Genomic DNA, 15611 nt, shown 5'->3' with positions numbered 1-15611 from the left:
CCGCCTTTTTTTCCCCTCCCCCTTTCTTGGGCTCTCTCTTCCCCCCCAAGCCCCCCCCCCCCCCCCCGGGCTGGGCCCCCCCCCCCCCCCCCCCCCCGCTCGACTGGCTGCTGGTCCAGGCCGTCGACGTCAGCACCATCCTCGCCGCCAAGTACCGCTGGATCCGCTGGGGAGTCGCCTGTCTGGCGCCCGGCTCGGTCCTCGCCACCGCCGGACTCCTGCTCGCCTGAGCGCCCGGCCCCGCCCCTTCGGACGGCCCTCCACCGGGCGGCCGGAAGAACGCACCCTGATCCAGAGGAGATGACGGTGCAACACCTGCCCTTCGCGCCCTTCCGCCGGCGCGGCACGACCGGTGCACGGGCCCGCGGGCCCCGGCGCGCCGCCGGCGGCCTCGGGCGGGCCGCAGCGCTCGCCGCGGCGGTCCTGCTCACCGCCGGCCTGCCGCCCGGCCCGGCCGCGGCGGACGAGCCCGGCACCGGCGCGGCCGCCCCGGCGGCCATCGGCCCGGTCAACTACGCGGTGGCCGTGGACGAGTCGGGCAGCCTCAAGGCCGCCGACCTCGACCGCGAGCGGACCGCCGCCGTCCGCATCGCCCTCGGGGAGGTCCACCCCGCCTCCACCATCGGCGTGTTCGGCTTCGCCAGCGCGGACAACGACTCCCAGCACCCGGTGGACGAGGTGTGCCCGCCCACCGTCCTGGACGCCGCGGGCCGCGACCAGATCGGCGCGTGCATCGGCAAGCTGCACAGCCGCGCGCCGGGTGAGGGCCAGGGCACCGACTTCCCGAACGCCGTGCTGCAGGGGGTCAGCCGGCTCAGCACCGGGACCGACCCGGCCACGCCCCGGGTCCTGTTCGTCCTCACCGACGGCAAGCTCGACGTCAGCGACAGCCCGGCCTACGGGGATCCGGCCCACCGCGCCGCCGCCGGCGAGGAGGCGCTGAGCCGCGCGCTCGCCGCCGCCAAGGCCGCCGGGATCCAGGTCTGGCCGCTCGGCTTCGGCTCGGACATCGACCGGGCGGCCCTGGACCGGATGGCGGCCGGCGGCTTCCAGGACGGCTGCGTCAACCTCCCCGACGCCAAGCCCCGGGCCTCGGTGGTGCCGGACTCCGCCACCGTCGGCAGCGCACTGGAGACCGCCTTCGCCGCCGCGCACTGCCTGCGCACCACCCCCGGGGGCAGCGGCCGCCCGCCGATCGACCTCCAGGTGCGGATCTCTCCGCTCACCACCGTGGGCAGCATCGTCGTCGACAAGGGCGACCCGCTGGTGACGGCCACCTACTTCGACCCCTCGGGCCGCGAGATCACCGGCACCACCACCGACCCGGTCTCGCAGTTCGAACTCTCGGGCCGCAACCAGTCGGTCGAGTCGCTGCGCATCACGGACCCCCTGCCGGGGCAGTGGCGGATCCACCTGGACGCCCCCGAGGACCACCGGGCGCAGCTGGCCTCCGTCAGCGTCCTGTGGCGCGGTGCGCTGCGCAGCTCCATCACCATGGCCCCGCCCTCGCCGCGGGCCGGTGAGCAGGCCGTGGTGACGCTCAAGCTGCAGACCCGCCAGGGGTTCCAGATCACCGACCCGCAGGACCTGAAGGACCTGGGCGTCAGTGCCGGCCTGACCGGCGAGGGCTTCGCCCCCGTGCCGATCAAGCTGGCCGACGACGGCGTCGCCCCGGACCCGAAGGGCGGCGACGCCACCTTCACCGGGACGGTCACCGTGCCCGCCACCGCGACCGGCCGGATCAAGGCCTCCGGCACCCTCACCGCCGCCGGGCTGATCGCCGACGAGGACCGCTCCGCGGGCACCCTGGTCGCCCCGGCGGTGCCCCTGGTGACGGCGTCCCTCACGCTCGACGGCGGCACCGACCGGCGCATCCATCCGGGGGACGCGGTCGCCGGCGCCGTCGCCCTGCACAACGGGGACGGCGTCGCGCATACCCTGCGGCTGGCCGTCACGGACAGCTCCGCGGGCCTGCTGAAGCTGGAGCCCGGGCAGATCACCCTGGCGCCCGGGGAGTCCCGGCGGGTCGACGTCACGCTGACCGCCGGCGGGTCCAAGGTGTTCCGGGGGCTGCTGGACCGGGGTGACCTGCGGCTCGGCGGCAAGGCCACCCTGGTCGACACCTCCGACCGGGACCGGGTCCTCGTCGACAGCCCGCTGTCGCTGACCGTCACCCCGCCGCCGACGTTCTGGGAGCAGTGGTGGTGGGCCTGCCTGATCACCGGCATCGTGCTGGTGGTGGCCGTGGTGGTCCTGCTGAACCTGCGCCGGCTGCAAAGGCTGCGCACCAGCCCGGCGGGGCTCTCGCTGCTCCTGCTCGACGCTGATGGCAGCAAGGTCGGCCAGCTCACCGCGACCGCCGGCACGGGCGGCTGGTACGAGTTCGACGTGGTCGGTGTGGGCGGCCCGAACCCGCGGATCGTGCGACGGCCCGGCGGCCCGTACCGGGTGCAGCGCAACCAGGACGGCGGGGCGGTGCTGGAGGTCCGCCGGCAGGCGCGGTCCCGCCTCGACCCGGGCCACCCGGTGCCGCTCGCGGAGGGGCTGAGCCTGGACATCGCGGCCGGGCGGCGCACGACGGCCGCCCCGCGCCGTCCGGCCGGCGGCGAGCGACCACCGGCCGCCGACCAGCCGCCGGTCTCCTCCGACTACCTGTGACCCTGCCCGCCCGCCGGGTGACCGGGGATCCTCGCCCGGCGCCCGGCCCACCCCTCGACCGTCCCAGCCACACCCGAGCCGGCCGCCCCGCGCGGCCGGATGAAGGCGGACCTCTATGAAGATCTTCCAGCCGATGCTCTTCGTCGGCCTGGGCGGCACCGGCGGCCTCGTCGGTGCCGAACTGGAGCGGCGACTGCGCGCCGAACTGTGCGGCCCCGACGGCACCGCCCTGAGCCACCTCGGCGATCTGGCGCCCTACCAGCTGCCGGACTGCCTGCAGTTCGTCTACGCCGACTTCAGCGAGGCGGACCTCGCCAGGCTGCCGCACGCCACCGTCGACCCGGCCCTGCGGGCCGCGTACAGCCGCACCTCGCGCGCCACCCACGACCTGCTGCCGAACTTCGACAGCTCACCCGACGTCACCAAGATGCTCCGCGCCAGCCTCCCCGACGAGACCGCCGCCTGGCTGCCGCCGCGCAACAGCGAACCGCGCGTCACTCCGCTGAAGAACGGCGCCGGGCAGCTGCCCACGGTCGGGCGGGCCGGGCTGTTCGGCACCCTGCGTAACGGCCCGGACCCGGTGCTGGAGCCGCTGATGCAGGCCATCGACGCGCTCGCGCGCGCGGGCGGCGTGCTGAGCCAGCTCGGCGGCGGCCAGGTGTCCGGCTGCGACGTCTTCGTGGCCTTCTCGGTCGCGGGCGGCACCGGCGCCGGGATCTTCCTGGACTACCTCTACCTGATCAACCACGCCTTCCGGGAGAAGCGCTTCGACGGCGTCAAGATCTACCCGCTGGTGGTGATGCCGTCCGCGTTCCCGCCGGCGACCGGCGGCGGCCGCGAGGCGGAGCTGAACTCCGCGCGCGCCCTGGTGGACCTGTTCCGGCTGGTGGACGAGCAGAACGCGCCCGTCGAGGGCGCCGAACTCGGCGACCTCGACGAGGACCTGACGCTGCGGATCCGCTACCCGCACACCGCCCCGATCCGGCTGCGCACCGGCATCCTGCCGACCGCCTTCCTGTTCAACCGCACCGCCGGCATCCGCCAGGACGACCTGCGGCGCTCCATGGTGTCGCTGGTGATGTCGCTGATCGGCACCGAGCTCGGCGACGGCCGGCAGGGTTCCCGCGCCCGGGCCGACGACGACTACCAGACCTTCGCCGCGAGCTTCATCAACCGAGGGGTGCAGCGGGCGGCGATGGCGCCGTCCGGCATCGGCCGGCGGGGTGTCTCCACCAGCCTGGTCGCCTCCATGACCGCGCCCGTGGACGAGCTGGCCGCGCTGGTCTCGGGCCGGATCCTGCGCGCCTCGGTCGAGCAGCTGAGCGACCGTTCGCACCGCTCCGACCGGTCCGCGGAGGAGCTGGTCAAGCAGATGTTCGCCGACTCCGGGCTGGAGGACCTGCTGGAGCGGCCGGCGCTCGAACTGCAGCCGCTCGCCCCGGAGCCGCGCGGCAGCTCGGCGATCGAGACCGCGCTGGCCGCCCGGCTGAGCGACATGCAGTCCGAACTCGCCAACCTGGCCCGCCAGGTGGCGCTGCGCACCGCCGACATGGCGAGGGACTTCGCACCCCGCAGGGCGGTGGACAAGCTGCTGGCCACGGTGGACCCGTTCACCGTCGAGCGGATCGTCAAGGGCGTTCCGCAGGAGGCGAACGACCTGGCCCGCCTCGGCTTCCTCGGGATGCTGGACAACCGCACCCGCATGCCCGCGCTGCCGCCGGGCACCCGCGACCAGCCGCCGTCCGTCCCGAGGATCAAGCGCCGGATCGGCGGGCTGGCCCAGCCGCGCTGGGGGGACGAGGACGTCCAGGCCGTGCTGCGCGCCCAGAACGCCTGGTACCGCTGGCGCAGCCGGCAGCTCTGGCACGACGGCTGGAAGAACCAGCAGCAACGCTGGGAGCCCACCGCCCGGGCCCTGGACGCCGAGGTGAGCCGCCTGGTCGCGGCCTTCCGCAAGCACTCCGACCAGGAGCCGAGGGCGTTCGCCGAGCAGTCCCGGGTGCTGTACGAGGACCGCACCGGCGTCTCCTACCTGCTGCCGCCGCAGCGCGACCTGAAGCACTTCTACGACGACCTGGTGACCAGGCTCGCCGCCCGCGAGGGCTTGACCAACACCGAGGACCAGGCCGCCCTGCTGCTGAGGCTGGTCGGCGGCGACGAGTGGCGCGCCGCGAACACCGCGAGCCGGCGCAGCCCGGACGGTGCGGTCGGCGGTGTCAAGGCGGTCGTGGAGGCGGGCGTCAAGCGGCTCTTCGCCGAGAGCGGCGCGCAGTTGGAGGAGCGTCCGCTGCTGCCGTCCATGGGGGTGCTGCTGGCCGCGGCGGCGGGCAGCGCCGAGGACGCCGAGCTGGTCAGCAAGGAGGCGCTGGAGCAGTTCGGCCGCAAGCTGGCCGGCCTGCTGCCGGCCGGCTTCGTCCCGGAGGGCACCGGGCCGCTCAAGGCGCTGGTGACGTACCCGCGGGTCAAGAACGTCGACGAGGTGGAGGCGTTCCTGCGCAAGGAGCTGCGGCTGCCCAAGGACGCGCGCCCGGAGTTCCGCGGCGTCGACACGGAGTCGATCACGGTCGTGCTGTTCCGCAGCGAGATGAGCCTGACCGAGGTGCCCGAGGCCCGCAAGGTGCTGCGCCACTGGGCCAAGGTGAAGGAGAACGAGCAGAGCGAGGACGTGCTGCGCTGGCGCCAGCGCCTCGGTCACCGGGACGACTGGCTGGTGTCCACCGAGGCGGACCGGCGCAATGTGCTGCACCGGCTGCTCTGCCTGCTGTGGAACGGCCAGGTGGACGTGCTGGAGGGGCCCGAGGACTCCCCGCAGCTGATCCGGCTGCGGCTGTTCCGCGAACGCGGCACCGACGTGCCGGGTGTGCGGCTGCGGCTGGGCGAGCAGCAGAACGGCGTCTCCAGCTGGGCCGAGCTGCTGCGTGCCTACGAGCGCTGGACGGTGCTGGACGACGAGCGGACGGTCGGGGACTACTGCAGCCGGCTGATGGGCGCCCGCCCGGTCGGGCTGTCGCGTTCGGCCAGCCGGCCCGATCCGCTGTTCGTCCGGCTGGTCGAGCAGATCGCGCCGCAGCAGCTGCGCATGCTCAGGTCCCGCCGGGAGCTCGGCGGGGAGCGGGTCGAGGGCTGGTTCCGCCCGCTGTGGCAGTTCTGGGCGGAGACCCTGCCGGGGGCGCTGAAGCTCGACTTCGGCGACCAGCGAGCCGTCCAGCCGAACCTCGGCAGGCTGCTGGAGGTCATCCAGCGCGGCGAGCTGGCGCCGCGCCCGGTCGAGGACGTCGAGGACGACGGGCCCGCCCACCAGCGGCGGGCCGTGCGCGAGGAGGAGGACTGGGGCACCGTCCGGCCGGCCGAGGGGGGCGCCTGGCCCGGCGCCGGGCGGGGCCGCGACGACGACGAGCGGTACGACGACCGCAACGACGGCGGTGAGCGGTACAGCGACGGAGAACGGTACGACGACACCGAGCGGCCCTACGACGGCGAGCGGGGCTCCGACCCGGGCCGCGGGTCCGGGGCGGACCCCGACGGCGACCGCGGCCACGAGCCGGCCTCGGAATGGGCCGAGCCGCCGCGGAAACCGTCCGAGCCGCCGTACCGCCCGTCCTGGTGGGACGACGACCCTGACGGGCCGGCCGCGGACCGCCGGGGCGGTGAGCCCGCGTGAGCACACCCCTGACCCAGTCCGCACCGGTCGTCCACCTCGACCTGCGCACGGACGAACTCGCCGGGACCGACCCGGCCGACCTGCGCGCCGCCGTCTCGGCCCGGCTCGCCCGCCAGGGCCGGCCGCAACCGCACGACCAGCGGTTCCTGGTGGTCGACACCCCCGCCGGGCTGGCCGAGCACCGCACCCGGTACGAGCAGATCATGGGCTACCGCACCCCCGGCCGGGTGCACGTGCTCTGCCTGCTGGTGGGCGGCCTGCCGGCGAGTGCCTCCGACGGATACCCGGCCGAACGCCGGCTGGTACGGCCCGCCACCCTGCGCGGCCCCGAGGCCGGCCTGCTCTGGGCCGGCGACCTGCAGGCGGGCGACGGTCTCCAGGGGCCGGCCGCGCCCGACGACCCGCAGTCGCTGGCCGTCCTGGTCGACCTGCTCAGCGTCCCCGAGGTGTACGACGAGACCCTGGACGTGCTGGGCGGCCTCCCCGAGGGGGTGGCCGCTCCGGGGTTGCGGGTCCTGGAGCACGGCCTGTCCCCGGACGTCCGCAGCCAGGCGTGGAGCGAGGCGCTGCTGCGGTTCGCCGGCTCCCACACGGCCTCCCCGGCCGGCCCGACGGCCCGCGCGGGCGGTGACCTGCCGCCCGCCCTCTCCTCGCTGGTCACCGGCGCCACGACCGGCAGTCCCGGGCGGCGCGAGGAGGGCGGGGCGGCCGCCCGCGCACACCACGCGGCCGTCGACGCCCTGGCCGACGCCGAGACCGAGCTCGTCACGTTCGGCAGTCCCGCCGGCCTGCTCACCGGCGCCGGCCGCGCCGAGCTGGAGTCGGCGCTCGGCCGCGCCCGGCAGGCGCTGGACCGCTACCGCGAGGTGGTCGGGCAGGTGCTGCGCAGCGACGGCGGGACGGCCGGCGTGCAGTCCGCCGCCGAGTCCTCGACCAGGCTCGCCCGGCTCGGGATGGCGGTGGCACCCGCCGGTACGAGCGGCGAGCGGATCGGTGACAGCCTGCGCAGCCTCGCCCTGGGGCTGCTCCGCGAAGGGCTGCCGCTGCGCTCGGTGGCCCAGCGCTTCGCCCTGCTCGCCGAGCAGGTGCAGCCGCTGTCCAACGCACCGCTGCTCGCCGACCTCGACCGGTTGCGCACGCCCGAACCGCGGGACCGTCCGCTGGACCCCGACCCGCCGGGTAACGGCGTGCTCGCCGTGGCGGGGCTCGTCGGCGCCGTCGGCGGCCTCTGGGCCTGGCCCGCCACGGCGGCCGCCCTCGTCGTCCCCGTGCTGATCGTGCTCGGCATGCTGCTGGTCACCTTCCGCCTGCCCGGCGGCCCGGCGCGGCCCGCGGACGCCCTTCGGCTCGGTGCGGCCGCGCTCGCCGGCGCCGCCGTGGCCGCCGTGACCGCGCAGTTGGCCGGCCTTCCGGTCTGGTCGGCCGTGGCAGGGCTGCTGCTCGCACTCGGGTGCTGGGCCTGGCTGCTGCTGCGGGCCTGGCACATGCACGCCCAGCGCTGGGGCCGCGAACGCGGCGTCACCCCGCTGCAGGACGAACTGAACGGCCTGGACGACCTGTTGGCCCGCGCCCTGCGCGAGTGCTGGGCCGTCGAGGAGCGGCGCTACTGCGCGGACGCCGCGCTGTCCGTGGTCGGGGTGCTGCGGGCGACCGCGGAGGCCGCGGAGGACGAGGCGACGCGCGACCTCGCCTCCGAGACGCCCGCAGTCGCCGAGGAGGCAGCCGACGACTGGCTGAACGGGTCCGCCGAGGAGTCCGTCGACGACCTGTCGTGGCAGGACGAGTACGACTGGACCAGCGTTCCGCCCCGGCCCGACCGGCCGCTCGACGCCGACCCGGACGACCCCACCGGCGTCGGGGATGCCGGTCCGGGCCCCGGTGGGGACACCCCCGGCACCGCTCCCGGTCCGGTCCCGGGCGCACCGCGCTGGCTGGAACGCGGCGAGGCCAAGGGCGGCCCCGACCTCGTGCCCACCCTGGCCGCCGACCTCACCGACGCCACCCTGACCGCCCTGGAGCCGTACTGGGGCGCGGTCGAGCGCGGCTACGCCGGCGACGCCGCACAGGAGCGGATCGCCGAGCGGGTCCGCGAACTCCTCGGCGTGGCCCGCGAACACCTGCGGCGCAACGACGTGCTGCCCGCCCCGCCGTTCACCGCGCCGCACCGCGTCCGCAGCGGGCCCGCCGGTCTGCTGGGCATCGACGCCCGAAGGGTCACCGACTCCGCCGCCGTCGACCCGGACGGGCAGGGGGTCGTCCAGCTGAGCTCGGCCGAGCAGCTGGACCTGCTCAGCCGCAATCCCGCGGCCGTCGCCCTGATCCGGTTCGCCCCGGAGGCCGCCCGCGACGGATCCGCCGCCGATGCGGCCGCCGACCCGGTCGCCGGCCCGCCCGTGGGCCACCAGGAGAGCCGGGAAGTCCGGACCGCGGCCGGCCGGTACGCCGGGACGCTGCGGCTGACCGCGCTGCGGGCCGGCGTCGTCGAGACCGTGCGGCAGCGGCACGGCGCGCCGTCCGAGACCGAGGAGGAGCAGTGGTGAGCACACCCGGGCCCGGCCCGCAGAGCGGCGGCCCCGCCCGTGCCGAGCCCGTCGAGCTGTCCTTCCTCAATCCCGACGGGAGGCGGTGCCACGCCTGGGCCCGGTTCGGCTCCGACGGCCCGTCGCCCCGGGGCCTGCCCCGGACGCGCAACGCGCTGCTGAACGAGCGCGTCCGGTGCGTCCAGGTCCGGATCGCCGACCCCGACGCGCCCGGCGCCGGCGAGGCGGCCCGCGCCGCCCTCGACACCGAGGCGGCGGCCGCGCTGCGGCTGTACCACGCGTTCGGGAGCCCCGGCGCCGCCCGGCCGTTCCCCGTCGTGATCGGCTACGAGCTCGACGTGGCCGAGCCGTTCGTGCTCTACCGGCCCCCGCGCGGCCGGACCGCCGAGAAGCTGCACGGCCTCCCCAGCACCCACCTGCGCCTCATCGAACGGGACTTGGTCGACGCCGTCGGCCTGCTGGCGGAGCTCGACCTCGTCCACCACGGCATCACCCCGGCCACCGTCCGGTGGGACGGCTCGGAGATCCAGCTCTGGGGCCTGGACGCGGTGACGCACACCGGCCGGCCCCGCGCACCCCGCGGCCCCGCGCCCTACGCGCCGCCGGAGGTGCGCGGCGGGATCGGCCGCAGCGATCCGCGCGACGCCCTGTGGAGCACCGCGCAGGTGATGTACCGCCTGGTCACCGGCCGGGCTGGCGACCCGGACCGGGCCCCGGCCGACCTGGCCGACCACCGGTCGCTCGCGCACACCATGGGGCCCTCGTTCGCCCCGCGGGCCGCCGACCGCCCCACCCCGGCGGTCCTGCTCGGCCTGCTCGCCCCCGACCGGGCCCCCGCGACCACCCGGCTGGCCGGAGACGGGCTCACCGCCCACCGGGCCGCGTTCGACCAGGCCCTCGCGCTGAAGCGCTCGGCCGGCGCGGCGCCGCCCGGCGGAGCGGTCGCCCACGGCGCCGGCGAGCCGGGGGCGGATCCGCCCGCGGACGCCGCGCCCGGCGAGGTGCTCTGCCCGTACTGCCTGGAGCTGATCCGCTTCGACCCGACCGCCCTCTACACCCCCGACGCCGTCCAGGAACTCCAGCCGTACGACCTGGGGGCGCAGCGCAGCCCGCGGCTGCTCGCCGACGAACTGCGCGGCGCCTTCCAGCTCTGCCAGGGCAACGCCGGCGTGCCGCCGCACCACATCCCCGTCCCCTACCTGACCAACGGGCGCCCGCTGACGGTCGCCATGATCGGGCAGTCCAACACCGGCAAGAGCCACCTGCTGACCCAGATGATCGCCGAGATCGCCGACGACCGGCTGAAGCCGTACGGCGTCAGCTGGCAGTCCGTCAACCCGGAACAGCACGCCAGCTTCCTCAACAACCGGGTGGTACCGCTGCGCGACGGGAGGGTGCTCGCGCACACCGCGGGGCTCGGGCACAGCGAGTCCGCCCGCTTCGTCGAGTCCCTGCTGATCACCGACGCGCGGGGGCGGATCCGCCCGCTGGCCTTCTTCGACCTCGCCGGCGAGGACCTGCTGCGCACCGACGCCCTGCTGCGCTTCCTGCTCGGCATCGACGCCCTGGTCTTCGTCGTCGACCCGACGCTCGCCATGCCGCTCGCCCAGCTCGACGACATCCGCACCGCACTCGGCCAACACGTCAACCGTGACGGCGACCCGGCGTTCGCCACCGCCCTGGACCGCATCCCCAGAACCGGCCCCTACCTCACGGTCCCGTCCGCCGTCGTGGTCGCCAAGGCCGACCTGCTGCGATCCGAACCCCCCGTCGACCGCTGGCTCAGCGAACCGGGCCACACCCCGCTGAGCCGCCGACGGATCCACGAGGAGAGCCGCGACGTGTACGCACTGCTGGAGCGCCATGCTGGCAAGGCCTGGCTGCGCCCCTTCGACACCGCCCTGCACTGCACCCTGCACGTGGCCTCGGCGACCGGCGGCCGGCAGGAGGACAGCCGCTACCCCCGCGGCGTCCGGGCCCAGCGGGTGCTGGAACCCCTGCTCTCGCTGCTCGCGATGCACGGGATCGTCGAGCTGGCCGACGGCGGCCCCGGCGAGGAGGTGAACGGATGAGCGCGCCCGGCACCGGCCCCCTCGACACCGTCGACCAGATCGCGTTCCGCTGGCAGGGCAACCAGGGCCGGCGGGGCTCCGGCACCGCCGCCGCGGCCTGGTCCTGCGCCCGGGAACGCGCCGAGGACCTCGCCCACGAGCTCGCCCCGATGCTCCGGGTCGACGACGCGCTGCGCCCCAGCATGGTCCGCACCGTCCTCCAGGACGGCGAGGCCGCCCTCGTCCAGCGCTGGCCCACCGCCGACGCCGGCGGCCGGCCCAACACCGCCGCGCACGTCCTGCTCGGGCCGGCCAACCTCCTCGGCCCCAGGACCTGCCTGGGCCTGCGCGACTGGACGTGGAGCCGGCAGGAGTTCGCCGAACAGGAAACCGGCCGGTGCGATCCGGTACCGCGGTCCGTCCTGTGGGGGGCCGCGGAGCCGGCCTGGGCCGACACGCTGGCGCAGCTGCCCGACGTCCGCGAGGCACTCACCGCCGCCACCGCCGCCCTGCTGCGCCGCCCCGCACACCGCCTCTCGGTGCGCAGCGACGCCCTGCCGGGCTGGCCGGAGGAGAACCGGTCCGGCGTCGTCATCGCCGGCCTGTACCAGATCTTCGGCTACCGGTGGCTGGATCGCGCGTGGACCTTCGCCACCTACGACATGACGGACCGTCATGACTTGATGATCACCTGGGTGGCGGACTGGTCGACCGACTCCGGGCAGCAGCGGTCGCGCTACCGCATCGACCCGAGACGCCCCGAGGCGGACCTCGCGCACGAGCTCGCGGCCCGCCTGGTGGAGCGCTGCCTCACCGCCGTCGAGGAGGGCCGCCGGTCCGGCGGCCTGCCGGAGCTGACGGGCAGACTGGCGAACGGTGCGGGCATGCCGGCCGAGACGCGGTTGCGGGAGCTCGCGGCCGTGCTCGGCGTCCGGCCGGGGCGGCCCGGCGGCGGTTCTCCGCCCCCCGTCCGGCCGGGCGAGCACCCGGCGCACTCCGGCACCGACCGGCTGGGGACCCGGCGCACCGCCGGGCCCGGCGGCTGGGTCGGCGACCGGCCGAACGAGGGGCCCGACGGCTGGGTCGGCGGCCGGACCGGCGATCGGGCCGACGGCGCGCACACCGGGGGAGGCCGCTACGAGGGGCCCGACGACCCCGACGAGGCACCGGTGTACGAGACACCGGTACCGGCCCCCGCCCCCTCGCCGTCCTCGCTGTCGCTGCTGCACGAGGACCTCCTGCGGATCGGCCCCGAGCCGTCCGCAGCCGTGCGCGAGGACCTGAACCGGCGGATCGCCACGCTGAGCGACCGGGACGTGCTCGACCTCCTCCGGGAGGAGGCCCTCCCCTTCCGGGCGGTCAACTGGCTGCTCCACGGCCTCAGCCGCCGCGAGGGGCGCAGCGCGGAGCAGGAGTCCGAGCTCTGCACCGAAGTCCTGCACCAGCGCCTCTACCTCTACCGTGCCGGACCGGACCGGACCGGCCACGCCAGTGCGGACGACGACAAACTCGCGGAGCGGGCCGCCTGGCTGTTCGGTTGGGCGGTGGCCCCCCACACCCGGGACCCGCGCCACACCACGGCACTCGGGGCGTGGCTGGGCGAGCTCGTCCGCCACGACACCGACCTGGAGGCCGGGCTGCTGCGCCGGCTGGTGCCACCCCCCGGGGAAACGGCCGACCCCGGCCTGCTGCCCGACCTGCCGCCCGAGCTCTGGCGTCAGCTGCTCCACGAGCTCTCGCCGGGCACTCCTGGCGCCGCAGGCACCGCGGGCCCGCCGGGGGCGGGGGCGGCGGCCGTGCGACCCAAGGCGGCCGCACCGCACGCGCTCCCCGCGTTCTCCGGCCTGCCCGCGGCGGAGCAGCCCGCCGAGCCGCCCCCGCCTTCGATGGGTGCGTCCTCGGCGGGTGCACCGTCGATGAGTGTGTCGGGGCAGCCGGTGGAACGGCGTCCGCCGCAGGCGGCGCAGACCCTCATGGCGCAGCCGCGTGCCGCCGAGGCGGCCGTCGCTCCCGGGCCGGGCACCCCCGCGTACCCACCGTTCGCGACCGCGGCGCCGCCCGAACGGCCTCCCGGGCCGCTGTACAACCAGCCGCACCACCACCAGGGCGACCAGCGCGACGACCTCAGGCGGATCGCGGTGGTCGCCGCCGCCCTGCTGACCCTCCTGGTGATCGCCCTGACCGTCCTGTTCTCCCGCCACTGATCCCCGGCGGCCGGACACCGGAGCCCGGCGTGCGGGACTCGCGCACGCCGGGCCGCCGGATCGGAAGGGGTCAGCGACCGGCGCGCCGTCCGGCGCCTCCGCGCCGCGGCCACCAAGGGTGGTGGCCGCTCAAGCGGGGCGCTGAGAAACCGTCCTCGTAGAGCCGCTGCGCCCAGTCGATCGTCGACGCCCGGGTCCTGGCCTGGCGCCTTGCCCAGGACCGTGACCCGGTGCCGGCACTCACACGATCCCCCTCCGGTGATCTCGTTCCCTCGCTTTGGCATGCCAGGGTCATATTCAGTGGGTGTCGCGGCCCGGCCGGTCATCGCGAGGGCCGCCGCGCACGCGCGTTCGCCACCACCCGGGTGTATGTATCGCTCTCTTGACTGGCGTCAGCAGAGCGCCATACTGGCCTCACTCCCCGCTCGCCGAAGAGGTGCCGCCATATGGAGCTCACACCCTCAGCGCATCTGGACACGTTCTGCCGCGACAGCCTCCCGCCGCTCGACCAGTGGCCGGAGTTTCTCTTCGAACTGCCCGAGCTGGCCTATCCGGACCGGCTCAACTGCGCGCACGCGCTGCTCGACGAGACGATCGAGCGCCTGGGCCCCGACCGGCGCTGCCTGCTCACCCCGACGGAGCAGTGGAGCTACGGCGAACTGCGCGAGCACGCGGACGCGGTGGCCAGGGTCCTGACCGAGGACCTCGGCCTGACCACCGGCAACCGGGTACTGCTCCGCGGCCCCAACACCCCCTGGCTGGTGGCGTGCTGGCTCGGCGTGCTGAAGGCCGGCATGGTGGCGGTCACCACCATGCCGTTGCTGCGGGCACCCGAGCTGACCGCGATGCACGAGATCAGCCTGCCGGTCGCGGCGCTGTGCGACCACCGCAACCTGGCCGAGCTGGCACGGGCCACCACGCCCGGCCTGACCGTCCTGGCCTACGGCGGTCCCGGACCGGACGACCTGACCGCCCGCTGCGCCGCGCGGCGCGGCCGCTTCACCGCCGTACCCACCGCCGCCGACGACGTGGCGCTGATCGCCTTCACCTCCGGCACCACCGGCCGGCCCAAGGCGACCCTCCACTTCCACCGCGACGTCCTGGCCAACGCCGACACCTTCTCCCGGCACGTGCTTCGCCCCACCCCCGACGACCTCTTCGCCGGCACTCCGCCGCTCGCCTTCACCTTCGGCCTCGGCGGGCTGGTGGTCTTCCCGTTGCGGGCCGGGGCCGCCACGCTGCTGCTGGAGCAGACCGGCCCGGAGGAGCTCGCCGAGCAGGTCGCCCGGCACCGGGTCAGCGTGCTGTTCACCGCGCCGACCGCCTACCGGGCGATCCTAGCCGCCGGGCTGGCCGACCGGCTGGCCGGCGTGCGGCGCTGTGTCTCGGCCGGCGAGCACCTGCCGGCCTCCGTCTGGCAGGCCTTCCACGCCGCCACCGGGCAGCGGCTGGTCGACGGAATAGGCGCCACCGAGCTGCTACACGTGTTCATCTCCGCCGCCGACGGTGACATCCGCCCCGGCGCGACCGGGCGGCCCGTCCCCGGCTACCGGGCCGCAGTGCTCGACGCGGACGGCACGCCGGTACCCGACGGCCGGCCGGGCCTGCTCGCCGTCAAGGGCCCGACCGGGTGCCGCTACCTGCGCGACGAGCGCCAGCTCGGCTACGTCCGCAACGGCTGGAACCTCACCGGCGACACCTATGTCCGCGACGGCGACGGGTACTTCTGGTACCAGGCGCGCACCGACGACATGATCGTCTCGGCCGGCTACAACATCGCCGGGCCCGAGGTCGAACAGGTGCTGGCCGGCCACCCCGACGTGCTGGACAGCGCGGTGGTCGGCGCGCCCGACGAGCGGCGGGGCAGCGTCGTCAAGGCGTACGTGGTGCTGCGCGAGGGCGTGGCGGCGGGGCCGGAGACGGTGCGGGAGCTCCAGGAGCACGTCAAGCGGACGATCGCGCCGTACAAGTACCCGCGCGAGGTCGAGTTCGTCACCGAACTGCCCCGCACCGCGACGGGCAAGCTGCACCGGGCCGAGCTGCGCCGCCGGGCGTCCGCGCGGCCGGCCAGCGTGGCGGTGGGGCGGCGGGTGGAGTGGTCCGACACCGACGCGGCCGGGCACTACCACTTCTCGGCGGTGCAGCGCTGGGTCGAGGCGGCCGAGGCGGTGCTGCTGCGCCGGCTCGGGCTGGCCGGGCTGTTCGGCCGGATCCCACGGGTGCACTTCGAGGCCGACTACCGCGAACGCCTCTGGTTCGGCGATCCGGTCCGCACCGAGCTGCGGGTCCTGCGGGTCGGCGGCTCCTCGCTGCACTACGCCTTCGAGGTGCACGGCCCGCAGGGCCTGGCCGCCGCCGGGCGGATGTCGGTGGTGCACGCCGCCGCGCAGGCCAAGGGCGCCGAACCCTGGCCCGCCGAGGTACGCCGGGCGCTCGCCGAGTCCGGGCCGCAGCAGCCGGAGGAGTACCGGTGAGCGGCGCAGGGGCACCGGCAGGC

The 15611-nt window shown here is 75.8% G+C and carries 7 protein-coding genes and 1 pseudogene; all 8 read left to right on the top strand.

The window, feature by feature from the left end; translation table 11 throughout:
• The first annotated feature begins 26 nt into the window (after nucleotides 1-26).
• Complete coding sequence (locus ACZ6NC_RS30775) at nucleotides 27-230, top strand: Pycsar system effector family protein (RefSeq protein WP_465737124.1); 204 nt, start codon at nucleotides 27-29, stop codon at nucleotides 228-230.
• 70 nt (nucleotides 231-300) lie between these two features.
• Complete coding sequence (locus ACZ6NC_RS30770; RefSeq protein ID WP_465737123.1) at nucleotides 301-2658, top strand: VWA domain-containing protein; 2358 nt, start codon at nucleotides 301-303, stop codon at nucleotides 2656-2658.
• Nucleotides 2659-2773: 115 nt separating this feature from the next.
• Nucleotides 2774-6319, top strand: coding sequence for a tubulin-like doman-containing protein (locus ACZ6NC_RS30765; protein ID WP_465737122.1), 3546 nt, complete (start codon nucleotides 2774-2776; stop codon nucleotides 6317-6319).
• Nucleotides 6316-8859 carry a hypothetical protein gene (locus tag ACZ6NC_RS30760; protein WP_465737121.1) on the top strand — a complete coding sequence of 848 codons (2544 nt, stop codon included), beginning with the start codon at nucleotides 6316-6318 and terminating at the stop codon, nucleotides 8857-8859. The genes ACZ6NC_RS30765 and ACZ6NC_RS30760 overlap by 4 nt, the downstream gene beginning before the upstream one ends.
• Nucleotides 8856-10931, top strand: coding sequence for a protein kinase family protein (locus ACZ6NC_RS30755; RefSeq protein WP_465737120.1), 2076 nt, complete (start codon nucleotides 8856-8858; stop codon nucleotides 10929-10931). Before ACZ6NC_RS30760 ends, ACZ6NC_RS30755 begins: the two co-directional genes overlap by 4 nt.
• Complete coding sequence (locus tag ACZ6NC_RS30750; RefSeq protein WP_465737119.1) at nucleotides 10928-13114, top strand: hypothetical protein; 2187 nt, start codon at nucleotides 10928-10930, stop codon at nucleotides 13112-13114. Before ACZ6NC_RS30755 ends, ACZ6NC_RS30750 begins: the two co-directional genes overlap by 4 nt.
• Before the next feature lie 446 nt (nucleotides 13115-13560).
• A pseudogene (locus ACZ6NC_RS30745) lies at nucleotides 13561-15174 on the top strand (AMP-binding protein); the annotation flags it as partial.
• Between the two features lie 12 nt (nucleotides 15175-15186).
• On the top strand, nucleotides 15187-15588 hold the full coding sequence (locus ACZ6NC_RS30740) for an acyl-CoA thioesterase (RefSeq protein ID WP_396321300.1): 402 nt from the start codon (nucleotides 15187-15189) through the stop codon (nucleotides 15586-15588).
• Nucleotides 15589-15611 lie beyond the last annotated feature (23 nt).

The organism is Kitasatospora sp. NPDC041988 (assembly GCF_055588525.1).
Note: the sequence above shows the minus strand (reverse complement) of the source record. Positions and strands in the feature narration are given on the sequence as shown.

Bases quoted from the DNA above. Each gene is read 5' to 3' on its own strand.
- ACZ6NC_RS30770 (WP_465737123.1), top strand. From the start codon at position 301: ATGACGGTGCAACACCTGCCCTTCGCGCCCTTCCGCCGGCGCGGCACG.
- ACZ6NC_RS30765 (WP_465737122.1), top strand. From the start codon at position 2,774: ATGAAGATCTTCCAGCCGATGCTCTTCGTCGGCCTGGGCGGCACCGGC.
- ACZ6NC_RS30750 (WP_465737119.1), top strand. From the start codon at position 10,928: ATGAGCGCGCCCGGCACCGGCCCCCTCGACACCGTCGACCAGATCGCG.